At 58.8% G+C, this 22,937-nt stretch carries 25 protein-coding genes and 1 tRNA gene; 6 read left to right on the top strand and 20 right to left on the bottom strand.

The window, feature by feature from the left end; all coding sequences use genetic code 11:
• From LOY50_RS04990 to trmJ, 14 genes are all read right to left on the bottom strand, one after another.
• Window positions 1-1,011: a RodZ family helix-turn-helix domain-containing protein gene (locus tag LOY50_RS04990; RefSeq protein ID WP_258690402.1), complete on the bottom strand. Its 1,011-nt coding sequence runs from the start codon at window positions 1,009-1,011 to the stop codon at window positions 1-3.
• Window positions 1,011-1,769: a type IV pilus biogenesis/stability protein PilW gene (gene pilW / locus LOY50_RS04985; RefSeq protein ID WP_063322851.1), complete on the bottom strand. Its 759-nt coding sequence runs from the start codon at window positions 1,767-1,769 to the stop codon at window positions 1,011-1,013. Before pilW ends, LOY50_RS04990 begins: the two co-directional genes overlap by 1 nt.
• Before the next feature lie 12 nt (window positions 1,770-1,781).
• Window positions 1,782-2,930: a 23S rRNA (adenine(2503)-C(2))-methyltransferase RlmN gene (rlmN, locus tag LOY50_RS04980; RefSeq protein ID WP_003198007.1), complete on the bottom strand. Its 1,149-nt coding sequence runs from the start codon at window positions 2,928-2,930 to the stop codon at window positions 1,782-1,784.
• Window positions 2,931-2,958: 28 nt separating this feature from the next.
• The gene (ndk, locus tag LOY50_RS04975; protein ID WP_063322853.1) at window positions 2,959-3,384 is read right to left on the bottom strand and encodes a nucleoside-diphosphate kinase; all 426 of its coding nucleotides are present in this window, start codon (window positions 3,382-3,384) and stop codon (window positions 2,959-2,961) included.
• An 88-nt stretch (window positions 3,385-3,472) separates the two neighbouring features.
• Window positions 3,473-3,673 (bottom strand): Fe-S cluster assembly protein IscX, encoded by a 201-nt coding sequence (gene iscX / locus LOY50_RS04970; protein WP_003198004.1) that lies wholly within the window; start codon window positions 3,671-3,673, stop codon window positions 3,473-3,475.
• Between the two features lie 13 nt (window positions 3,674-3,686).
• Window positions 3,687-4,028, bottom strand: coding sequence for an ISC system 2Fe-2S type ferredoxin (gene fdx / locus LOY50_RS04965; protein ID WP_039592120.1), 342 nt, complete (start codon window positions 4,026-4,028; stop codon window positions 3,687-3,689).
• A 3-nt stretch (window positions 4,029-4,031) separates the two neighbouring features.
• Window positions 4,032-5,894, bottom strand: coding sequence for a Fe-S protein assembly chaperone HscA (gene hscA, locus LOY50_RS04960; protein ID WP_258690401.1), 1,863 nt, complete (start codon window positions 5,892-5,894; stop codon window positions 4,032-4,034).
• A gap of 50 nt (window positions 5,895-5,944) precedes the next feature.
• A complete protein-coding gene (hscB, locus tag LOY50_RS04955) occupies window positions 5,945-6,466 on the bottom strand; it encodes a co-chaperone HscB (RefSeq protein ID WP_214511311.1) in 522 nt (173 codons plus the stop codon).
• 8 nt (window positions 6,467-6,474) lie between these two features.
• Window positions 6,475-6,798, bottom strand: a complete 324-nt coding sequence (gene iscA, locus LOY50_RS04950; protein WP_003185155.1) for an iron-sulfur cluster assembly protein IscA — start codon at window positions 6,796-6,798, stop codon at window positions 6,475-6,477.
• Window positions 6,799-6,822: 24 nt separating this feature from the next.
• On the bottom strand, window positions 6,823-7,209 hold the full coding sequence (iscU, locus tag LOY50_RS04945) for a Fe-S cluster assembly scaffold IscU (RefSeq protein ID WP_003185157.1): 387 nt from the start codon (window positions 7,207-7,209) through the stop codon (window positions 6,823-6,825).
• Between the two features lie 43 nt (window positions 7,210-7,252).
• Window positions 7,253-8,467, bottom strand: coding sequence for an IscS subfamily cysteine desulfurase (locus LOY50_RS04940; protein ID WP_214511310.1), 1,215 nt, complete (start codon window positions 8,465-8,467; stop codon window positions 7,253-7,255).
• A 50-nt stretch (window positions 8,468-8,517) separates the two neighbouring features.
• Window positions 8,518-9,009 (bottom strand): Fe-S cluster assembly transcriptional regulator IscR, encoded by a 492-nt coding sequence (gene iscR, locus LOY50_RS04935; protein WP_003185160.1) that lies wholly within the window; start codon window positions 9,007-9,009, stop codon window positions 8,518-8,520.
• A gap of 267 nt (window positions 9,010-9,276) precedes the next feature.
• Entirely contained in the window at window positions 9,277-10,053 is a 777-nt protein-coding gene (cysE, locus tag LOY50_RS04930; protein WP_003197992.1) for a serine O-acetyltransferase, read from the bottom strand.
• A gap of 1 nt (window position 10,054) precedes the next feature.
• Window positions 10,055-10,825, bottom strand: coding sequence for a tRNA (cytosine(32)/uridine(32)-2'-O)-methyltransferase TrmJ (gene trmJ, locus LOY50_RS04925; RefSeq protein ID WP_003185164.1), 771 nt, complete (start codon window positions 10,823-10,825; stop codon window positions 10,055-10,057).
• Between the two features lie 144 nt (window positions 10,826-10,969).
• Here trmJ and suhB point away from each other — a divergent pair, with 144 nt between their 5' ends.
• A complete protein-coding gene (gene suhB, locus LOY50_RS04920; RefSeq protein ID WP_003185165.1) occupies window positions 10,970-11,788 on the top strand; it encodes an inositol-phosphate phosphatase in 819 nt (272 codons plus the stop codon).
• A gap of 450 nt (window positions 11,789-12,238) precedes the next feature.
• Here the strand turns inward: suhB and LOY50_RS04915 are convergent, their stop codons facing one another.
• From LOY50_RS04915 to queA, 6 genes are all read right to left on the bottom strand, one after another.
• The gene (locus LOY50_RS04915) at window positions 12,239-12,787 is read right to left on the bottom strand and encodes a glycine zipper 2TM domain-containing protein (RefSeq protein ID WP_014336691.1); all 549 of its coding nucleotides are present in this window, start codon (window positions 12,785-12,787) and stop codon (window positions 12,239-12,241) included.
• Window positions 12,788-12,904: 117 nt separating this feature from the next.
• On the bottom strand, window positions 12,905-13,819 hold the full coding sequence (gene secF, locus LOY50_RS04910) for a protein translocase subunit SecF (RefSeq protein ID WP_214511309.1): 915 nt from the start codon (window positions 13,817-13,819) through the stop codon (window positions 12,905-12,907).
• 9 nt (window positions 13,820-13,828) lie between these two features.
• Window positions 13,829-15,697, bottom strand: coding sequence for a protein translocase subunit SecD (gene secD, locus LOY50_RS04905; RefSeq protein WP_214511308.1), 1,869 nt, complete (start codon window positions 15,695-15,697; stop codon window positions 13,829-13,831).
• 63 nt (window positions 15,698-15,760) lie between these two features.
• Entirely contained in the window at window positions 15,761-16,099 is a 339-nt protein-coding gene (yajC, locus tag LOY50_RS04900; protein ID WP_003197982.1) for a preprotein translocase subunit YajC, read from the bottom strand.
• Between the two features lie 43 nt (window positions 16,100-16,142).
• Complete coding sequence (gene tgt / locus LOY50_RS04895) at window positions 16,143-17,258, bottom strand: tRNA guanosine(34) transglycosylase Tgt (protein WP_161951757.1); 1,116 nt, start codon at window positions 17,256-17,258, stop codon at window positions 16,143-16,145.
• A gap of 14 nt (window positions 17,259-17,272) precedes the next feature.
• Window positions 17,273-18,322 (bottom strand): tRNA preQ1(34) S-adenosylmethionine ribosyltransferase-isomerase QueA, encoded by a 1,050-nt coding sequence (gene queA, locus LOY50_RS04890; RefSeq protein WP_018607457.1) that lies wholly within the window; start codon window positions 18,320-18,322, stop codon window positions 17,273-17,275.
• A gap of 108 nt (window positions 18,323-18,430) precedes the next feature.
• On the opposite strand from queA, the gene LOY50_RS04885 reads away from it, so the two are divergent.
• The 5 genes from LOY50_RS04885 to LOY50_RS04865 all read left to right on the top strand — a co-directional run bounded on the left by LOY50_RS04885 (window position 18,431) and on the right by LOY50_RS04865 (window position 22,921).
• Window positions 18,431-18,515 (top strand) — tRNA-Leu (locus LOY50_RS04885).
• 477 nt (window positions 18,516-18,992) lie between these two features.
• Window positions 18,993-19,322 (top strand): hypothetical protein, encoded by a 330-nt coding sequence (locus tag LOY50_RS04880; RefSeq protein ID WP_258690400.1) that lies wholly within the window; start codon window positions 18,993-18,995, stop codon window positions 19,320-19,322.
• A 355-nt stretch (window positions 19,323-19,677) separates the two neighbouring features.
• Window positions 19,678-20,511 carry a vWA domain-containing protein gene (locus LOY50_RS04875; protein WP_253471734.1) on the top strand — a complete coding sequence of 278 codons (834 nt, stop codon included), beginning with the start codon at window positions 19,678-19,680 and terminating at the stop codon, window positions 20,509-20,511.
• A gap of 2 nt (window positions 20,512-20,513) precedes the next feature.
• Window positions 20,514-21,245 (top strand): hypothetical protein, encoded by a 732-nt coding sequence (locus LOY50_RS04870; protein ID WP_253471732.1) that lies wholly within the window; start codon window positions 20,514-20,516, stop codon window positions 21,243-21,245.
• Window positions 21,246-21,253: 8 nt separating this feature from the next.
• Window positions 21,254-22,921, top strand: a complete 1,668-nt coding sequence (locus tag LOY50_RS04865; RefSeq protein ID WP_258690399.1) for a protein kinase family protein — start codon at window positions 21,254-21,256, stop codon at window positions 22,919-22,921.
• Window positions 22,922-22,937 lie beyond the last annotated feature (16 nt).

The raw sequence follows: 22,937 nt of genomic DNA, 5'->3' as shown, positions 1-22,937 counted from the left end.
TTATTGACCCAACTTCAGGCGAGCGGTCTCGCCACTGGTGAACGGAGCGATGTCGACCGGCTGGCCGTTGTAGCTGACCTGCGCGCCACGGGCATAACCCAGGCGCACGGCAAATGGCGGCTTGCCGTTGATGGCGGTGCTGTCGCCCTTGCGCTTGAGGCCACTGAACAGCACCTTGCCGTTGCCGTCGGTGACTTGCGTCCAGCAGTCGGCGACAAACTGAATCTGTACCTGGCCTTCACCTGCCGCTGGAGCCGCGGTCGGGGCCGCCGGAGCTGCCGGAACAACTGGCGCGGCGTGGGTCGCAGGCGCAGCCGCGGTCGGTGCCGGCGTGCTCGGTACGGCAGGTGCCGTGGCAATCGGTGCAGCCGGCGCAGTTGGTGCAGCTGGCGCAGGGGCTGGAGCAGCCGGCTCGGCACCCGCTTCGGCATCGGCGTCCTGGCCCTGTGGCAACGCCAGGGCGGTTTCGCCTTCGGCCTGGCCTTCGACGACAGCCTGGTCTTCCGGCTCGTCCAGCGGATGGATCTGGGTGGTGCCGTCGGCGCCTTCGACTTCTACGTGCTCAGGGTTCATGGCGACCGGCTCCTTGCTGCGCAAGGACGCCTGGTCCTGCCACCAGACAAAACCGCCACCAATCACCGCGATCAGCAGCAACAGGCTGACGATTCGCAAAATGGTGTGGGAAACGCGAACCGGCTCCTCGATGCGACCCAGGCTGTGCACGCTGCTGCCCTGGGCATCGGAACCGGTGTATTGATCGAATTGCTGGACCAGCACGGTCTGGTCCATGCCGAGCAACTTGGCATAGGCACGGATATAGCCCCGGGCAAAGGTATGCCCAGGCAGCTTGTCGAACGCGCCCGCTTCCAGATTGCCCAGGGAAGCCACGGTGAGATTGAGCTTGAGGGCCACTTCGGCCAGCGACCAACCATTGCTTTCGCGGGCTTGACGCAGGGTCTCACCAGGATTTACGCGAGTCGCTGCTACAACTTCGGGATGCGCCGCTTTCATCATTGCTCCGACAGGTATTGCTGATATTCCGGCGTACCGGGATAGAGTCTTTTGAGTTGCAGGCCGTAGCTTGCAGCCTTGTCGCGATCTTCAAACACATGTGCCAGCCGAACGCCGAGCAATAGACTACGTGCATTTTGCTCACTCAGCAGGCTAAAACGCTCGTAGTAGTCACGCGCGGGCACATAATGCCTGTCTTCGTAGGACAACTCAGCCATTTCCAGCAGCGCCCGCGGTTGCTGGCGGTTGAGCCGCAGCGCCTTTTCCAGCTGCTGGCGGGCCAGGTCACGCTGGCCCAGCTGTGCGGCCGTCATGCCGAGGTTTTCGAAAACCCGCGAACGCTCAGGGTAAAGGGTGTCGGCGGCGGCCTGCTCAAAGCGCTCGTAGGCGTCCTTGTAGCGTTTCTGCTCGAAAAGAAAGCTGCCGTAGTTGTTCAGGATCCGTGCGTCTTGCGGGCGGGCAGACAGCGCCTTGCGAAAATGCTGGTCGGCCAGCTCCGGCTCCATCTCGGCCTGGAACACCAGGGCCAGGGCCGCGTTGGCATCCGGGTCGGAATCGTCCAGTTCCAGGGCTTTCTTGAGCGGCACCTTGGCCCGTTCGGTCATGCCCTGCTGCAGGTAGCCAATGCCCAGCTGCACGTAGGCCACACGTGCCTCGTCGCGCCCTTTGCTGGTCCTCATCGGGTTGTAGTCACCCGACAGGACACAACCGGAACAAAGGCCGGCCAACAGCAAAACGAGCGCGAAGCGCAGGGACATAGAGTTCCTCTCTTAGTGACTGTTCGCAGCGTTTTGCACCGCATCGTCCGCGGCGTTCAACTCACGCACGGCAATGTAGCGTTCGCTGCGACGGGTACGATCCAGTACCTGTCCTACCAATTGGCCACAGGCAGCGTCGATGTCTTCGCCGCGGGTGGTGCGCACGGTGACGTTGAAGCCAGCGTGGTGAAGCTGATCCTGGAAGCGACGAATCGCGTTGTTGCTCGGACGCTCGTAACCGGAATGCGGGAACGGGTTGAACGGGATCAAGTTGATCTTGCACGGGATGTTCTTGAGCAGCTCGATCATCTCGACCGCGTGTTCGACCTTGTCGTTCACATCCTTGAGCAGCGTGTACTCGATGGTCAGCACGCGCTTTTCGCCCAGGGAGGACATGTAGCGCTGGCACGACTCGAGCAGCATCTTAAGCGGATACTTCTTGTTGATCGGCACCAATTGGTTACGCAATGCGTCATTGGGTGCGTGCAGCGACAGCGCCAGGGAGACGTCGATGTGCTTGGCCAGCTCATCGATCATCGGCACCACGCCGGAGGTGGACAGGGTCACGCGGCGCTTGGAGATGCCGTAGCCCAGGTCGTCCATCATCAGGTGCATGGCGGAAACGACGTTGTCGAAGTTCAGCAGCGGCTCACCCATGCCCATCATCACCACGTTGGTGATGGCACGGTCGACGGTCGCCGGGACGCTGCCAAAGGATTTGTTGGCAATCCACACCTGGCCGATCACTTCGGCGGCGGTGAGGTTGCTATTGAAGCCTTGCTTGCCGGTGGAGCAGAAACTGCAATCCAGGGCACAGCCTGCCTGGGACGAAACGCACAAGGTGCCGCGTTTGCCCTGGGGAATGTAGACGGTCTCGACGCAGCTGCCGGACGCCACGCGCACCACCCACTTACGGGTGCCGTCGCTGGAAATGTCCTGGCTGACCACTTCGGGGCCGCGAATCTCGGCAACAGCCTTGAGCTTTTCGCGCAGGGCCTTGCCGACATTCGTCATGGCGTCGAAGTCGTCGACGCCAAAGTGGTGAATCCATTTCATCACCTGACCGGCACGGAAACGCTTCTCCCCGATCGAGTCGAAGAATTTCTCCATTTCCGGCTGGGTCAGCCCCAGCAGATTGGTTTTAACAGTCGATGTAGTCATGGATTCACCTTCACTCTTAAGCCAATGCTTAGCGAGTGGTTACTTCAGTAGCAGCGAAAAAGTAAGCGATTTCGCGAGCAGCAGCGGCTTCGGAGTCCGAACCGTGAACGGCGTTGGCGTCGATGGACTCAGCGAAGTCAGCACGGATGGTGCCAGCAGCAGCTTCTTTAGGGTTGGTAGCGCCCATCAGCTCACGGTTGCGAGCGATAGCGTTTTCGCCTTCCAGTACCTGAACGACAACCGGACCGGAAGTCATGAAAGCAACCAGCTCACCGAAGAAACCGCGCTCGCTGTGCTCAGCGTAGAAGCCTTCGGCTTCGGCCTTGGACAGTTGCTTCATTTTCGAAGCTACAACGCGCAGGCCAGCGTCTTCGAAGCGGGTAACGATCTTGCCGATCACGTTTTTAGCAACGGCGTCAGGCTTGATGATGGAGAAAGTACGTTGAACAGCCATGGTGTAACTCCAGAAACGGTAATTTGCGAAAAATTAAACCCGCGAATTATACGCGGGTTCAGGGGTATTGCCTAACCTGCCAGGTCGATCAGTCGATTTCTTCGATCCAGAGCGCCTGGACCGCTTCCAAGACCTTCTCGCCACAACGGCCAGAGGTACTGTCGAAACCGGGAAGCTCCATGATCCAGTGCTGCAGATCGACGAAATTGACCTTCAGCGGATCCACGTCCGGCTTGGCTTCGGCCAGTTCTTCTGCGATGCGTTGTACATCATTCCAACCATAGCTCATGACAGTGTCACCATCAGTGCGGCGCTTCGGCCGCATGGTTAAGCGAATATTTCGGGATTTCGACGGTCAGGTCTTCGGTGCCGACGATGGCTTGGCAGCTCAGGCGCGATTGCGCTTCCAGGCCCCAGGCCCGATCGAGGAAATCTTCTTCCAACTCGTCAGCCTCTTCCAGCGAATCGAAGCCCTCACGAATGATGCAATGACACGTCGTGCAAGCGCAGACGCCACCACAGGCACTCTCTATCTCGATATGGTGCTCATGGGCCAGCTCGAGAATGGAGATTCCCGGCTCAGCCTCCACGACCATGCCCTCCGGACAGAACTTCTCGTGGGGCAGAAAAATCACCTGCGGCATCAGTTATTCCTCGATTTCATTCAGGTTGCGCCCCGCCAGGGCGGCTTTCACCGTCGAGTCCAGGCGGCGGGCAGCAAAGGCGTCGGTGACGTGCGACAGACGCTTGGTCTGCTGCTCGATGGCATAACCATCGGTGCCTTTGATCAATTCGGACAGTTCCTGCATCTGCAGCTCGATGACCATGCGCTCTTCAGCGTCGAGCAAACGCTCGCCGTCGGCTTCGAGGGCGGCTTGCACGGCTTCGACCAGGCGCTGGGCGTCGACCTGTTGCTCGCGCAGCACACGCGCTACCTTGTCGTCGCTGGCATGCTGGAAGGAATCCTTGAGCATCTTGGCGATTTCGCCGTCGGTCAGGCCGTAGGACGGCTTGACCTGGATGCTCGCCTCCACGCCTGAACCCAGTTCGCGGGCGGAGACGTTGAGCAAGCCATCGGCGTCGACCTGGAAGGTCACGCGAATCTTCGCCGCGCCCGCCACCATCGGCGGGATGCCGCGCAATTCGAAGCGAGCCAGGGAGCGGCAGTCGCTGATCAGCTCACGCTCGCCTTGCAGCACGTGGACCATCATGGCCGACTGGCCGTCTTTATAGGTGGTGAAGTCCTGGGCGCGAGCAACCGGGATGGTGGTGTTACGCGGAATCACCTTCTCCATCAGGCCGCCCATGGTTTCCAGGCCCAGGGACAACGGAATCACGTCGAGCAGCAGCAGTTCGCCGCCATCGCGCTTGTTGCCAGCCAGGGTATCGGCCTGGATCGCGGCGCCGATGGCAACCACCTGGTCCGGGTCGATTTCAGTCAGCGGCTGGCGGCCAAAGGCCTCGGCAACGGCTTCGCGAACACGAGGTACGCGGGTCGAACCACCGACCATGACCACGGCCTTGACGTCTTCGAGCTCCACGCCGGAATCGCGCACGGCACGGCGGCAGGCCTTGAGGCTGCGAGCGACCATGGGTTCGATCAGGGCATCGAAGGCTTCGCGGGTCAGCGCGGCTTTCCAGTCGCCATAAGCGACTTCAACCGTGGCGGCGTCGGTCAAGGCTTCCTTGGCCGCGCAGGCGGTTTGCAGCAGATGGCGTTGCGCACCCGGGTCGAGGTCGGCGGACAAACCGGCTTGCTCGATGATCCAGCCAGCAATGGCATGGTCGAAGTCATCGCCGCCCAGGGCGCTGTCGCCACCGGTGGCCAGGACTTCGAAGACACCGCCGGTCAGGCGCAGGATCGAAATATCGAAAGTACCGCCACCCAAGTCGTAGATGGCGACCAGGCCTTCGGCATGCTGGTCCAGGCCATACGCGACCGCAGCAGCCGTCGGCTCGTTGAGCAGGCGCAGCACGTTCAGGCCGGCGAGCTTGGCCGCGTCCTTGGTGGCTTGGCGCTGGGCGTCATCGAAATAGGCCGGCACGGTAATGACCGCACCCACCAATTCACCGCCCAATGCCGCTTCGGCGCGCTGGCGCAGGACCTTGAGGATGTCGGCGGAAACCTCTACCGGGCTTTTCGGGCCCTGTACGGTTTCGATGAACGGCATGTGGGATTCGCCACCGACGAAGCGGTACGGCAGTTGGTCGCCCAGTTGCTTGACGTCGGACAGACCACGACCCATCAAGCGCTTGACCGAGACGATGGTGTTCAACGGATCGGTGGCGGCGGCCAGCTTGGCCGACTCACCCACTTCAACGCGATCAGCGTGATAGCGCACGGCGGACGGCAGGATCACCCGCCCCTGCTCGTCGGCCAGCGGTTCGGAAAGACCGCTGCGCAAGGCAGCGACCAGGGAATTGGTGGTACCCAAGTCGATCCCGACAGCCAGGCGACGCTGGTGCGGTTGTGGACTTTGGCCGGGTTCGGCGATCTGCAGTAGGGCCATCGTAATCAGGACTTATCTGTAATCAGGCGTGCGACCGGAGCGGCACTGGGTTAATCGTCGAGGCGCTCTTCGAGCTGGCGCACTTCGTAGGTGAGCTTGTCGAGGAATTGCATGCGCCGCATCAGGCGTTCGGCCTGTTCGCGTTGCGCGGCATCGTTCCAGCAGGCTGCGAAGCTTTCGTTCAGTGTTTGCTGGGCGTCTTTCAAGCGACGCTTGAATACCGCGACACCGGCCAGGTCGGCGCTGTCCTGCAGGTCCTCGAGTTCTTCGCGCCACTGCATCTGCTGCAAAAGAAACTCGGGATCATGGACCGTGACCTCCAGCGGCAACTCATGACCGCTGATGGCGAGCAGGTAACGCGCGCGCTTGGCCGGGAGCTTGAGCGTCTGGTAAGCCTCGTTGAGGTTCGCCGACTGCTCGAGCGCCCGCCGTTGCTCCGCCTCGGAAGCATCGGCAAAGCGGTCGGGATGGACGCCACGGGCCAATTCAAGGTAACGCGCGGACAACTGCTCGAGATCCAGCTGGAACGCAGGCTGCATCTGGAACAACGCAAAATGACAAGGAGTACCCACAAGCTGCCTCAGATGTTGAAGCTTTCGCCGCAGCCACACTCACCGCGCACGTTGGGGTTGTTGAACTTGAAGCCTTCGTTCAACCCTTCCTTGACGAAATCCAGTTCGGTGCCGTCCAGGTACGTCAGGCTCTTGGGGTCGATGATCACTTTCTGACCATGACTCTCGAACACCTGATCGTCTTCGCCCACTTCGTCGACGAATTCCAGTACATAGGCGAGGCCAGAACAGCCCGTGGTGCGAACACCCAGGCGGATACCCTCGCCCTTGCCGCGCCCCGCAAGTGAGCGCTGGATATGGTTAGCTGCCGCTTCTGTCATCTGGATAGCCATGAAAACTCCTTACCAATGCGCGGATCAGATCAAGCCTTTCTTCTGCTTGTAATCGCGAACGGCGGCCTTGATGGCGTCTTCGGCGAGTACCGAGCAGTGGATCTTCACTGGCGGCAGGGCCAGTTCTTCGGCCAGCTGGGTGTTCTTGATGGTTTCGGCTTCATCAAGGGTCTTGCCCTTCATCCACTCGGTGGCCAGGGAGCTGGACGCGATGGCGGAACCGCAGCCATAGGTCTTGAACTTGGCATCTTCGATGATGCCTTGCTCGTTGACCTTGATCTGCAGGCGCATCACGTCGCCGCACGCCGGGGCGCCGACCATGCCGGTGCCGACATCAGGATCCTGCGCGTCCATCTTGCCGACGTTGCGCGGGTTCTCGTAGTGGTCGATGACCTTTTCGCTATATGCCATTTGCTTCAATCCTCATCAGTGAGTCGCTCTGGTGGCGACTTCTTCAGTGCGCCGCCCACTCGATTTTCGAAATGTCGACGCCGTCTTTGTACATGTCCCACAGCGGCGACAGAGCGCGCAGCTTGGTAACGGCCTCGCAGACTTTCTGCGCGGCGTAATCGATTTCTTCTTCGGTGGTGAAGCGGCCGAAGGTGAAGCGGATCGAACTGTGGGCCAGTTCGTCGTTGCGGCCCAGGGCGCGCAGCACGTACGAAGGCTCAAGCGATGCCGAGGTGCACGCCGAACCGGACGACACGGCCAGATCCTTGAGTGCCATGATCAGCGACTCGCCTTCAACATAGTTGAAGCTCAGGTTCAGGTTGTGCGGTACGCGGGCGATCATGCTGCCGTTGACGTAGAGCTCTTCCAGGTGCTCGACCTGCTTGAAGAAGCGGTCGCTCAGGGCCTTGATGCGCACGTTCTCGGCAGCCATGTCTTCCTTGGCTACACGGAAGGCTTCACCCATGCCGACGATCTGGTGGGTCGCCAGGGTACCGGAACGCATGCCACGCTCGTGACCGCCGCCATGCATGGTCGCTTCAATGCGAACACGCGGTTTGCGGCTGACGTACAGCGCGCCGATGCCTTTAGGGCCGTAGGTCTTGTGGGCCGAGAACGACATCAGGTCGACTTTCAGCTTGGACAGGTCGATGTCGACCTTGCCGGTGGACTGCGCGCCGTCGACGTGGAACAGGACGCCCTTGGAGCGGGTCAGTTCGCCGATGGCGGCGATGTCGTTGACGGTGCCGATTTCGTTGTTCACGTGCATGATCGAAACCAGGATGGTGTCGTCGCGCAGAGCGGCTTCGACCATGGCTGGAGTGATGATGCCGTCTTCACCTGGCTCGATGTAGGTGACTTCGAAGCCTTCACGCTCCAGTTGGCGCATGGTGTCCAGGACAGCCTTGTGCTCGATCTTGGAGGTGATCAGGTGCTTGCCCTTGGTGTGATAGAAATGCGCGACGCCCTTGATTGCCAGGTTGTCGGATTCAGTAGCACCGGAGGTCCAGACGATTTCACGCGGGTCGGCGTTGACCAGGTCAGCGACCTGGCGACGGGCGTTTTCGACCGACTCTTCGGCCTTCCAGCCGAACACGTGGGAACGGGACGCCGGGTTACCGAAGTTTCCGTCGACCAGCAGGCATTCACTCATTTTTTGCGCAACACGCGGATCAACCGGGGTGGTCGCAGAGTAATCAAGGTAAATCGGCAATTTCATGGACTTTCTCCTAAATCAGGCTGGCTGGCGTTCCGCGTGCTCTGCGGCAGTCATTCGACGGCGGACGCTTCAATCTTGTCCAGGTGCGGCGCCTTGCTATTGCAACGGCGCTGGTCCTGACGCTGGGCTACTTCTTGCACCTCACGGCGAGTTACAAGGTCAGCCAAGCTGATACCGCTTAGAAATTCGTGAATCTGCAGGCTGAGGTCGCACCACAAGTGGTGGGTCAGGCAAGTATCGCCGCCATGGCAGTCGCCAAGGCCCTGGCATTTGGTCGCATCGACCGATTCGTTCACCGCATCGATCACCTGGGCGACCTGGATGCCCTGCATGTCGCGCGACAGCTGGTAGCCGCCGCCTGGGCCGCGAACACTGGAAACCAGGTTGCTACGGCGCAGCTTGGCGAACAGCTGTTCAAGGTAGGACAGGGAAATGCCCTGGCGCTCGGAGATATCGGCCAGGGACACCGGCCCGTGCTGCGCATGCAATGCCAGATCCAGCATTGCGGTCACGGCGTATCGGCCTTTTGTAGTCAGTCGCATGGACAATTACCACGGAGTTCGGAATGGGGGCGAGTATGCAATTCCCGAGTATTTAAGTCAAGTATAAGACCTAGTGCTTTACTCGGATTTACCCGCGAAAGAGCGCGCGCATCATAACAAAGGCTGGTCGGCGGCGACCAGCTATACCGCGTTATCGTTTATCGCGAGCAAGCTCGCTCCCACAAGGGGGGGTGGTGGATGCACAATTCGTGTACACCCCAGACCCCCTGTGGGAGCGAGCTTGCTCGCGATGAGGCCAGCAGGGTTTCAGCTAGCCTGGGTCTCATCCTTGTCCTTCACACACGCAAAGTCTTCCTCGCGCAGCTCAGGCAGGTCCTTGGCACAATAATTACTGCCCAGGTCCTTCAGGGCGCCGCACATCCCCTCCAGGCGCCCATCGACGGCCTGCAGGTGATCGAGCAACTGGTTGATGGCGCGGGCGACCGGGTCGGGCATGTCTTCGCCGACACCGTAGGCGTCGAAGCCAATCTTCTCGGCCATGGCCTTGCGGCGGGCGTCCTGCTCGTCATCGGACTTGACGATGATCCGCCCCGGAATACCCACCACGGTCGCGCCAGGCGGCACGGCCTTGGTTACCACGGCGTTGGAGCCGACCTTCGCCCCCGCCCCTACCGTGAACGGCCCGAGCACCTTGGCGCCGGCCCCCACCACCACGCCGTCTTCCAGGGTCGGGTGGCGCTTGCCTTTGTTCCAACTGGTGCCGCCGAGGGTCACGCCCTGATACAGGGTCACGTCGTCGCCGATCTCGGCGGTTTCGCCGATGACGATGCCCATGCCGTGGTCGATGAAGAAGCGGCGACCGACCTTGGCGCCCGGGTGGATCTCGATCCCGGTCAGCCAGCGCCCGAAGTTCGAGACCAGCCGCGCCAGCCACTTCCAACCCATGTTCCACAAGGCGCCGGACAGGCGATGGATCCAGATGGCGTGCATCCCCGGGTAGCAGGTCAGCACTTCAAAGGCATTGCGCGCCGCCGGGTCACGATGGAAAACACTTTGGATATCTTCACGCAAACGTTCGAACATTTTATTTCTTCCGCTTAATCAGCTCGCCACGGGCCGCTTTCTGGGTTTCCGTGAGGATGCCGCGCAATATATTCATCTCCGCCCGGCTGACCGAGCTTCGTCCGTACAACCGACGCAGGCGCGCCATCAAGTGTCGCGGCTTTTCCGGGTCGAGGAACTCGATGTCCACCAGGGTCTGTTCCAGGTGTTCAAAGAACCGTTCCAGCTCGTCCATGGTCGCCAGTGTCTCACTGCGCGGCGACGTGACCTCGGTTTTTTCGACTTTGCTGGGCTTGCCTTCGGCTGCCAGCCAAGCCATACGCACTTCATAGCTCAGCACCTGCACCGCCGCCCCCAGGTTCAAGGAACTGAACTCGGGGTCGGAAGGGATATGCACGTGAAAGTGACATCGCTGCAGCTCGTCGTTGGTCAGGCCGGAGTCTTCACGGCCGAACACCAGGGCGATCTCAAAGCCTTGCGCGGCTTCCTCGACCACTTTGGTGCCGCATTCGCGGGGGTCGAGTAGCGGCCAGGGGATACGCCGGTCGCGAGCGCTGGTGCCGAGCACCAGGTTGCACCCCACCAGGGCGTCTTCCAGGGTGGCGACGACCTGCGCGTTGGCGAGGATGTCGCCGGCGCCGGAGGCCCGGGCGTCGGCTTCGTGATGGGGAAACAAGCGCGGTTCGACCAGCACCAGGCGCGACAGGCCCATGTTCTTCATGGCCCGCGCAGCTCCGCCGATGTTACCCGGATGGCTGGTATTGACCAGGACGACACGAATGTTCTGCAACAAGGGAGGCGCTCTCGAACACGATAAAGGGAGCAAATCTTACATAAGCACCTACCGTTAAGCTATGAAAGCGAACACCAACCTTCTCCTGAGAAAACTTTCTGATAGAATGCGCGGCTTTCTTTAACAACCTTAGGTGACACATCCATGCAGCCCATGCTGAATATCGCGCTGCGCGCCGCCCGCAGCGCCAGTGAACTGATCTTCCGCTCCATCGAGCGCCTGGATACCATCAAGGTCGATGAAAAAGACGCCAAGGACTACGTGTCCGAGGTAGATCGCGCCGCCGAGCAAAAGATCGTCGACGCCCTGCGCAAGGCTTACCCAAACCACTCCATCCTCGGTGAAGAGACCGGCATGCACGCCGGTACTGGCATCGAAGGCGAAGAGTACCTGTGGATCATCGATCCGCTGGACGGCACCACCAACTTCCTGCGCGGCATTCCTCACTTCGCTGTCAGCATCGCCTGCAAATACCGTGGTCGCCTGGAACACGCCGTTGTGCTGGACCCGGTTCGCCAGGAAGAATTCACCGCCAGCCGTGGCCGTGGCGCCCAACTGAACGGTCGTCGCCTGCGCGTCAGCGGCCGCACCAGCCTGGACGGCGCCCTGCTGGGTACCGGCTTCCCGTTCCGCGATGACCAGATGGACAACCTGGACAACTACCTGGGCATGTTCCGCGCCCTGGTTGGCCAGACCGCCGGCATCCGCCGCGCCGGCGCTGCGAGCCTGGACCTGGCTTATGTGGCCGCTGGCCGTTTCGATGCGTTCTGGGAATCGGGCCTGTCCGAATGGGACATGGCTGCTGGCGCCCTGCTGATCCAGGAAGCCGGTGGTTTGGTGAGCGACTTCACCGGCGGCCACGACTTCCTTGAAAAAGGCCACATCGTTGCCGGCAACACCAAATGCTTCAAGGCTGTGCTCACCGCCATCCAGCCGCACCTGCCGGCTTCGCTGAAGCGCTAAGCAACCGGCTACAGAAAAAGCACCCTTCGGGGTGCTTTTTTTATGCCTGCCTCACACCACCCAGCTCAGATGTGGACACTGTGGCGAGGGAGCTTGCTCCCGCTGGGCTGCGCAGCAGACCCAAGATCTTGCGGTCGCTGCGCAACCGAGCGGGAGCAAGCTCCCTCGCCACAATGGATGACACCCTGAACATTGATGCAAGCTGAACCACCGCTATCGCGAGCAAGCTCGCTCCCACAAGGGGATTTGGGTCGGGCACAGGTTTATATCCACTGGAGATCCACTGTGGGAGCGAGCTTGCTCGCGAAGAGGCCGGCACATTCAACATCCTTGAAAGCCGACCCACCGCTATCGCGAGCAAGCTCGCTCCCACAGGGGGGGTTGAGGTGGGGCATGAAATGCGGGCACAAAAAAAGCACCCCGAAGGGTGCTTCTTTCATAGCGGTTGGATCACTGGGCCGGTTCGTTCTGGCCCAGGATCAGTTGGCCTTCCTTGCTCACCGGGATCTGGTTGCCCGGGTCGCGGTCCATGCGGACTTTGCCTTCTTTGCCGTCGAGCATGTAGCGAACGTCGTAGCCGACCACCTTGTCGCTGATGTCGTTGACCGTGTTGCAGCGAGTCTGGGTTGTGGTGTAGGTGTCGCGTTCCTGCATGCCTTCCTGAATCTTGTTACCGGCATAACCACCACCGGCCGCACCCGCCACGGTGGCGATTTTCTTACCGGTGCCGCCGCCGATCTGGTTGCCCAGCAGGCCACCGGCTACGGCGCCCAGGACGGTACCGGCGATCTGGTGCTGGTCCTGGACTGGCTTCTGCCGAGTCACGGTGACGTCCTTGCACACTTCACGCGGGGTCTTGATTTGGGTCTTGACCGGCTCCACGGCCAATACTTGCGCATACTCAGGGCCACTTTTTACCAAGCTGTAGGTGGCGACCGCACCACCGGCTGTTACACCGACAGCACCCAATACCGCACCAACCAGCATCGATTTGTTCACTTGAACCTCCTGACCATCACAAGCGGATTAATCCGCGCTTCTCCCAGCCTTGGAGCATAAAAAAAGGCGCGAGTTCAACTCGCGCCTTTTCAGCAGTGACGGGTGAAAACCGGAGCCTTACGGGCGGTCGTCCACTTCCGTTTCGGTGGCCGCAGGAGGAATCAGGTCCTCGGTGCTCAGGTTCAGCCAGATCAGCACCACGTTGGCGATGTAGATCGACGAGTAAGTACCCGCCAACACACCGACAAACAGCGCAATGGAGAAACCGAACAGGTTGTCGCCACCAAAGAACAACAGCGCAGCAATCGCCAGCAAGGTGGAGATCGACGTCGCCATGGTCCGCAGCAGGGTCTGGGTGGTCGAGATGTTGATGTTCTCGATCAAGGACGCTTTGCGCAGCACACGGAAGTTCTCACGCACCCGGTCGAACACCACGATGGTGTCGTTGAGCGAGTAACCGATGATCGCCAACACTGCCGCCAGCACCGTCAAATCGAAGGTGATCTGGAAGAACGACAGGATGCCCACGGTCACGATCACGTCGTGGATCAGCGAGACAATCGCGCCCACCGCGAACTTCCACTGAAAGCGGAAGGCCAGGTAGATCAGGATGCCGCCCAGCGCCATCAGCATGCCGAGGCCGCCCTGGTCGCGCAGCTCTTCACCCACTTGCGGGCCGACGAACTCGACGCGCTTGACCTGGGCCGGGTTGTCGCCGCCGGCCTTCTGCAAGGCCTCGGCCACCTGGTGACCCAGCTGCGGGTCTGCACCCGGCATGCGCACCAGCAGGTCCGTAGTCGCACCGAAGCTCTGCACGATGGCATCGCTGTAGCCCGACGACGCCAGTTGCTCACGCACCTTGGTGACGTCGGCCGGACGCTCGTAGGTCAGCTCGATGAGCGTACCGCCGGTGAAGTCCAGGCCGTAGTTCAGACCCTTGTGGAACCAGCTGAACAACGCCAGTACGGTAAGGAACAATGTGACGCCGAACGCAATGTTGCGAACGCCCATGAAGTTGATTGTACGTAACATGGCAGCCCCTTAAATCCACAACTTCTTGAAGTCACGACCGCCAAAGATCAGGTTGACCATTGCGCGGGTCACCATGATGGCTGTGAACATCGAGGTAAAGATCCCGAGGGACATGGTCACTGCGAAGCCCTTGACCGGGCCGGTGCCCATGGCGAAGAGAATCCCGCCGACCAGCAACGTGGTCAGGTTGGCGTCGAGGATCGCGGTGAATGCCCGGCCGAAGCCTTCGTTGATTGCCCGTTGAATCGTCATGCCCGCGGCGATCTCTTCACGTATCCGCGAGAAGATCAGCACGTTGGCGTCCACCGCCATACCCATGGTCAACACGATACCGGCGATACCCGGCAGGGTCAGCGTGGCCCCCAGCAGCGACATCAAGGCCAGCAGCATCACCATGTTCACCGCCAGCGCGACGGTGGCGATGATGCCGAAGAAACGGTAGATGGCCATGATGAACAGCGACACGAACAGCATGCCCCACAGCGAAGCATCGATACCCTTGGTGATGTTGTCGGCACCCAGGCTCGGGCCAATGGTGCGCTCTTCAGCGAAGTACATTGGCGCGGCCAGACCACCGGCACGCAGCAGCAGGGCCAGTTCCGAGGATTCACCCTGGCCGTTCAGGCCGGTGATGCGGAACTGGCTGCCCAGTGGCGACTGGATGGTCGCCAGGCTGATGATCTTTTTCTCTTCCTTGAAGGTCTGCACCGCGACGTCTTTCTCGACGCCGTTGACCACTTGCTTGGTGTAAGTGGTGGTCGGCTTCTGCTCGATGAAGATCACCGCCATGCTGCGACCGACGTTACTGCGCGTAGCGCGGTTCATCAGCTCGCCGCCATGGCCGTCCAGGCGAATGTTCACCTGAGGGCGACCCTGCTCGTCGAAGCCCGCCTTGGCGTCCGTCACCTGGTCACCGGTGATGATCAGGCCACGCTCGATCTGCGCCGCAGGACGATTGCCCTCGCGGAACTCGAAGCTCTCGGAAGTGGCCTTGGAAGCACCCGGCTCAGCGGCCAGGCGGAATTCCAGGTTGGCGGTCTTGCCGAGGATACGCTTGGCTTCGGCAGTGTCCTGCACGCCTGGCAGCTCAACCACGATGCGGTTGGCGCCCTGGCGCTGCACGATCGGCTCGGCCACACCCAGCTCGTTGACGCGGTTACGCACCGTGGTCAAGTTCTGCTTGATGGAGTATTCGCGGATTTCCGCCAGCTTGGCCGGGGTCATCGCCAGACGCAGCACTGCCTGCCCATTGAGGTCGGCCGGCACAACGTCGAAATCATTGAAGTTCTTGCGGATCAGCGCACGAGCCTGCTCGCGGGTATCGGTATCGCTGAAGCCCAGCTGAATGGCACCGTCGAGTTGCGGCAGGCTGCGATAACGCACGCGCTCTTTACGCAGCAAGCTCTTGACGTCGCCTTCGTAGACTTTCATCCGCGCGTCGAGGGCTTTTTCCATGTCCACTTCCAGCAGGAAGTGCACACCACCGGACAAGTCCAGGCCCAGCTTCATCGGATGCGCGCCGAGCTTGCGCAGCCATTGCGGGGTGGTCTGGGCCAGGTTCAGGGCCACAACGTAATCGTCGCCCAACGCCTTGCGCACCACGTCCTTGGCTGGCAGCTGGTCTTCGGCCTTGGCCAGACGCAACAGGCCGCCCTTGCCGTTTTCGGCGAGGGACGCAGCCTTGACGTCGATATTGGACGCTTTGAGCGCAGCGCTCGCACGGTCCAGATCGGCCTGGGTGACCTGCAGCGCAGTGCTTGCGCCACTGACCTGAATGGCCGGGTCATCCGGGTATAGATTGGGAGCGGAATAAATCAGACCGACCGCCAGCACCGCCAGGATCAGTACATATTTCCACAGAGGGTATTTGTTCAGCATCACGCCGCCCGCTTATGACGCGGGGCGCCTTGCGCGCCCCGTCGATTGAATAGAAGTTGTTACTTAGATCGCTTTCAGCGTGCCCTTTGGCAGCGTGGCCGCGATAGCGCCCTTCTGGAACTTCATTTCAACAGTGTCGGACACTTCCAGTACCACGAAGTCATCGGCCACTTTGGTGATCTTGCCTGCGATGCCGCCGGTGGTGACCACTTCATCGCCCTTCTGCAAGTTGCTCAGCAGGTTCTTCTGCTCTTTGGCGCGCTTGGCCTGTGGACGCCAGATCATCAGGTAGAAGATGACCAGGAAGCCGACCAGGAAAATCCACTCGAAACCGCCGCCCATAGGGCCGGCAGCAGCAGGTGCAGCCGCGTCAGCCATGGCATTAGAGATAAAAAAGCTCATTTAGCACTCCAGTTGCAAGTATTGAATCTTAGGATCGGAAAACTCAGTCCAAGGGCGGTACAGGCAACCCGCGCTTGGCATAGAAGGCCTCGACAAAGGCGGCCAATGTACCCTGTTGAATAGCCTCGCGCAAACCAGCCATAAGCACCTGGTAATGGCGCAAATTGTGGATGGTATTGAGCATACTGCCGAGCATTTCGCCGCACTTGTCCAAATGATGCAGATAAGCGCGGGAGAAGTTCTGGCAGGTGTAGCAATCGCAGGTCGGATCCAGCGGCGAATCATCATGGCGATGGAACGCGTTACGGATCTTCAGCACACCCGTGTCGATGAACAGATGCCCATTGCGGGCATTACGGGTTGGCATCACGCAATCGAACATGTCCACACCGCGGCGCACACCCTCAACCAGATCTTCCGGTTTGCCAACGCCCATAAGGTAACGAGGTTTGTCAGCCGGCATCTCGCCCGGCAGGTAATCGAGCACCTTGATCATCTCGTGCTTGGGCTCGCCCACCGACAGGCCGCCAATCGCCAGGCCGTCGAAGCCGATCTTGTCCAGGCCTTCGAGCGAGCGCATGCGCAGGTCGCGGTGCATGCCGCCCTGGACGATGCCGAACAGCGCCGCGGTGTTCTCGCCATGGGCGTTCTTCGAACGCTGGGCCCAGCGCAACGACAGCTCCATGGACACCCGCGCCACGTCTTCATCGGCCGGGTACGGCGTGCATTCGTCGAAGATCATCACGATGTCCGAACCCAGATCGCGTTGCACCTGCATCGACTCTTCCGGCCCCATGAACACCTTGGAACCATCCACCGGCGAGGCGAAGGTCACGCCCTCCTCCTTGATCTTGCGCATGGCACCGAGGCTGAACACCTGGAAGCCACCGGAGTCGGTCAGGATCGGGCCTTTCCACTGCATGAAGTCGTGCAGGTCGCCGTGGGCCTTGATCACTTCCATGCCCGGGCGCAGCCACAGGTGGAAGGTGTTGCCGAGGATTATCTCCGCGCCAATCGCCTCGATGTCACGCGGCAGCATGCCCTTGACCGTGCCGTAGGTGCCCACCGGCATGAACGCGGGGGTTTCCACGGTACCGCGGGGGAAGGTCAGACGACCGCGACGAGCCTTGCCATCGGTGGCGAGCAACTCGAAGGACATGCGACAGGTGCGACTCATACTGTTTCCTCGGGTCCGCGTGGCGCGGGGTTACGGGTGATGAACATCGCATCACCGTAGCTGAAAAAGCGGTATCCATGCTCGACGGCGGCCTTGTAGGCGGCCATGGCTTCGGGATAACCGGCGAACGCCGAAACCAGCATCAACAGCGTGGATTCGGGCAAATGAAAGTTGGTGACCAGGGCATCGACCACATGAAACGGCCGGCCCGGATAGATAAAGATATCGGTGTCGCCACTGAACGGCTTGAGCACTCCATCGCGGGCGGCGCTTTCCAGGGAGCGCACGCTGGTGGTCCCCACCGCCACCACCCGCCCGCCGCGAGCGCGACAGGCCGCCACGGCATCGACCACTTCCTGGCTGACTTCCAGCCATTCGTTGTGCATGTGGTGGTCTTCGATACGCTCCACGCGCACCGGCTGGAACGTCCCGGCGCCGACGTGCAGCGTCACGAACGCCGTCTCCACGCCCTTGGCGGCAATCGCCTCCAGCAACGGCTGATCAAAATGCAGCCCCGCCGTCGGCGCCGCCACCGCCCCCAGACGCTCGGCGTACACGGTCTGATAACGCTCGCGGTCCGAACCTTCGTCCGGGCGGTCTATATAAGGAGGCAACGGCATGTGCCCGACACGGTCGAGCAGCGGCAACACCTCTTCGGCAAATTCCAGCTCGAACAACGCATCATGCCGCGCCACCATCCGCGCCTCACCGCCGCCGTCGATCAAGATCGACGAACCGGGCTTGGGCGACTTGCTCGACCGCACATGGGCCAGCACGCGATGACTGTCCAGCACCCGCTCCACCAGAATCTCCAGCTTGCCGCCGGAGGCCTTCTGGCCAAACAAGCGCGCCGGAATCACCCGGGTATTGTTGAACACCATCAAATCGCCCGGGCGCAAATGCTCAAGCAAATCAGTGAATTGACGGTGAGCCATGGCACCGCTGACCCCATCCAGGGTCAACAGTCGACTGGCGCGACGCTCGGCCAGAGGGTGGCGAGCGATCAGCGAATCCGGGAGTTCGAAGGTAAAGTCAGCAACACGCATGATGGGGTTCGTCTAGCAGGGCCGGAAAGTCTAGCGGAAATATCAAAAATTCACCATGAAACGTGATTGACCAACGGTAGTCACCTCTCTATACTTCGCCGCCATTGAGCCCTGATGGCGGAATTGGTAGACGCGGCGGATTCAAAATCCGTTTTCGAAAGGAGTGGGAGTTCGAGTCTCCCTCGGGGCACCATCTTAAAGAAAGACCTTGAAATTCAAGGTCTTTTTTTTCGTCTGTAGGAAAGTGGTTTTCTGCGGCTAATGCAGAGCCCAACCAATCCCCCACGCGCTTTTGTGGTGAGAGGGATTTATCCCCGCTCCCCTGTGTGGTGAAGGGATTTATTCCCCTTTTGTGGCGAGGGGATTTATCCCCGCTGGGCCGCGAAGCGGCCCCCCATAGCCAACCCCATGGAAAGGAAGAACCTGTGGCAAGGAAGAACCTGGGAACAAGGAAGACCCCCGGTGGTAGCGAAGAACCTGTGGCAGGGAAAAACCTGTGATAGGGGAAGAACCTGTGGCAGGAGAAGAACCTGTGGCGAGGGAGCTTGCTCCCGCTTGAGCGCGAAGCGCTCACAATGCGATCACCACCCTCACCAATACCCCGATCAGCCAAATCCAAGACATAAACCATCACCCCCCCTCCCCACCCAGTCACTAAGGATTTCACCCCATGGAATTGCTGCTGGAAACGGTCGCTCTTTACTCCCTCAAGCTGGCTTATGAAACGGAAGGCCACAGCCCGATTCTGCGGGATGATCCGTTGATGGGGGGGTGTGATCGGGAGGTTTTTGGGTTGTTGGTGCGGCGGGGGGATGTTCGAGGGATTCAGGTGAAGCTGGAGCGGTGTTTGGGGCTGGCGCTAGAGGCGGTTGGAAGCACCCATACGGTTCTAGGCCGCGAACTGCAGCGTTTGGCGGTAGAGTCCAGCGCTGCACAGACCATGGAGCAGCTTGAAGCTCCACTCATCGCCCTTAGAGATTATCTGAAAAATATTCAATGAACGGCTGGGTTGCGGCATGAGCGTCAGAGTTTAAATAGAACTCCTGACGGACAACAGCTTGAAAAACAACATTTTTTTGCTACATTCTGGTTCTCCTATCGCATCAACACCTCATATATCAAGCAAAGCTAACAAGCGGCTATCTAAGCCAAGCGACACGCTTTCGTTGCCGCCTCAATGGATTGCTCAGAATCGATTCTATCGGCCAATAGAGATCATTCAGCTTACCTACAAAACCCTAGGCGATTTATCCCCCCTCTCTCACATCCAAATTTCAGGAAATTTGTGATTCCAGAATGTTTTCAAAATGCTATATGATCGAAATTCTGGAGAGTCGATAGCCAATGAGGGTTTTATGAGTTACAGCGCCGAAATTAGCCGTACCAGTCCCACTGCATTTCTATTCTTGGTTGACCAGTCCGGATCGATGCAAGACACCATGGCAAATGGAAAGTCGAAAGCCCAATTCGTAGCGGATGTTCTAAATCGTACTTTTGCCACGTTGATTACCCGCTGCACGAAGTCCGAGGGCACTCGGGATTACTTCGAGATTGGTGTTTTGGGTTACTCCGGCGCTATTGCTGAGAACGGGTTGTCGGGGGCGCTTTCGGGAACAATTTTGCACCCGATCTCCCAGATTGAAGCCCATCCTTTGCGCGTTGAAGACCGGGTCAAACGAGTTGATGATGGTGCAGGCGGTTTGGTAGAGCAGTCCATTAAGTTTCCAGTTTGGTTCGAGCCTAAAGCCGGTGGAGGCACTCCGATGTGCAACGCCATCACCACCGCGGCGGAGCAGTTAGTTGCTTGGTGTGATACACATCCGGACAGCTACCCTCCGACAGTTTTGCATGTCACTGATGGTGAATCGACTGATGGGAGTCCCGAAAGTCTGGCTCAGCAGCTCCAACAAATCAGCACCAGCGATGGGAATGTTCTGTTGTTCAACCTCCACGTGAGTACTAGTGGGGGAGACCCAGTAAAGTTTCCTGCTTCTGAAGCAGGCTTGAGTGATAGCTACGCAAAATTGTTATTTCGTATGTCTAGTCCTCTGCCTGTGCATCTCCATAGAGCGGCGGAAGAGAAAGGTATCAACGCGACCATGGAATCTCGGGGCTTTGTTTTTAACGGCGACATCGCCGAAATTGTCGACTTTTTCGATATTGGCACCCGGGCTGCTCAGTTGCGCTAACTATGACATTCCGAATTCTTTTCGATGGGACGGTAGCCAAGCACCTCGATACGCCACATGACAACGAGGATGCTTACCGTATTGGTCAGAATAGAAGGCGTGTAGTGCTATCAGATGGCGCCTCCGAGTCCTTCGATGCCAAAAGCTGGGCTAACCTAGTGGTGGATCAGTTCTTAGATTCTGAGCCGTCGGACGAGCAGCTTGGCTTTTGTATTGAGGCTTATGGACGGCTTCACGATCCTCAAACGTTATCTTGGTCTAAAGCGGCTGCGTACGAGCGTGGCAGTTTCGCCACATTGGTGACGGCACAGAATGATTCCAATCGACAAACAGTAACAGTCACGATTTTAGGCGATAGTCTTGTAGCTTGGTGCAATAGCAATGGCGAAATTGAAACAGCTCCTTATGTCCATGCTCATCAGTTCGATGAAAAGCCAACTCTATTAGCCACTCGCAGAGAACTGAACATTGAAGTGATTATCAGCAACCAAGGGCCTTGGACTCGAAGAGAGTGGAATTATGACCAGCAAGAGACGTGCTTGCTTCTGTGCATGACCGATGCACTAGGTGCCTGGCTATTGCACCGCCAAGAGCAAGGCGACTCGGACGCCTTTAAGAGGCTTAGCGAAATCAGGGATCAAGAGACTTTTCTTGAGCTGGTAGAGACTGAGCGAGCTTCCGGTGCAATGCGTAGAGATGACACCACCTTGATTATTGCTACCCCCACCATCTGACGTAAACCATGGCATACCCGACCTTAGAACAATACAACGAAGCTTTGCAGTCCCCGCATTTGGTACTGCAAGACGCCGAGTTGAAACATGGAAGATTAAAGACCTCCGGATTGGGCCTTCCCTTGGCTTTGTGCGGCGGCTTTGCGTTGACATATACCGTTGACGTATCGAGTAAGCGGTTCGCACTACGTTGTTTTCACAAAGAGTCCCGGGAGCTCGAGCAACGCTATAGAGCAATCTCCGCACGAATCAAGCAACTGGCAAGCCCTTATTTTTTGCCTTTCGATTTCATCCCTAATGGAATTCGTATACAGGGATCGATGTATCCCATAGTTAAAATGGCATGGGCCCAAGGGCGCACTTTAGCTGAGTTTTTAGAAAGCGAACACCAAAACGCTCAAGCGCTTCAACGTTTACGACAAGCTCTCGCCAAACTAGCAGGATTTCTTGAACAGAATCAAATTGCTCATGGCGATATTCAACCCGAAAACGTTATGGTGAGTGTAGACGGCGGCACAGTGCAGCTAATCGACTATGACGGAATGTTCGTTGAAGGGTTCAAAGGGGCTACTGCGACCGAGCTAGGTCAAGTCAACTTCCAGCATCCGAAGCGAACCGCAAAAGCCTTCAATGAGAAGCTCGACCGCTTCTCTTTCCTCACCTTAGATGTTGCCCTTCATGCACTAACAATTTCTCCTTCGCTATGGAATGTATCTCGCTCAGAACCCAGCGCAGTAGTGTTTCGGCGAAATGACTTTCTCGACCCTGGATCTTCGATAATTTTCGGGGAGGTTCTAAAGCTTCCTGGCGTGGCAAATCACGCTAAGAATCTAGCCAGAGTGGTCATAGGAGAATTTCAAAGCGTTCCGACGCTTGCGAATTTCCTTCAGGACAAAGGAGTTATCGGCGGGGAGATTATATTCAAGCAAAAGACAATACCATCCACTATTGGATATCAGGGTGCTTACCCAGTCTGCGACGCAACAAAATATGCTCAAGTGCTTGCTCAAGTAGGCAGCCGCATCGAACTTATTGGGCAAATACATTCTATTCGAACCGGATGGGGAGCTAATAAAAAACCATACATATTTGTGAATTTTTCTGACTGGCGTGGACAAGCTATAAAACTGTCCATCTGGTCCGACGGCATGAAGGCTATCGGATCCAACTTACCTGATAAATCTTGGGTAGGACGCTGGTTGTCAATAACAGGACTGGTCGACCCTCCTTATAAAGGCCAAGCCAAAGCGGTTAGCTATATACACCTTTCAATAACTATTACCGTGCTTGGGCAGATACAGCAGTTGCCAGAGCAAGAAGCTCAATTCCGACTTCGTAGTCTCGGCTCACCGCCCGTAGCCAACCCAGTCCTTAGTCGAAACTCTGACATTCTTTCAACTATGGGAAAGGACCGCGGCATTTCAGCGCCCCCAGCTCAGAGCCCTCCACCGAATGTTGCCCCTCAGAAAAGCTCTAATCAGCAACTACTTGAAAGGATGCAAGCTCAGGCGTCCCAGGCGACTCGTCCGACCACTGCTACTCCTAGGGCGCTAACACAAAGCGCTCCTGCGCCGAGGCCTATGAGCGCTCCGAAACGATCATCAGGAACCGACTGGATTGTCTGGTTGTTTTTTATAATTGTAGGGCTTAGCTTATTGCGATCCTGCGTTAAATAATCCATTCTTCAGGTTA

Origin of the sequence: Pseudomonas sp. B21-010 (assembly GCF_024749325.1) — a bacterium.
Taxonomy (GTDB): domain Bacteria; phylum Pseudomonadota; class Gammaproteobacteria; order Pseudomonadales; family Pseudomonadaceae; genus Aquipseudomonas; species Aquipseudomonas kilonensis.
This window is presented reverse-complemented; position numbering and strand designations above follow the sequence as displayed.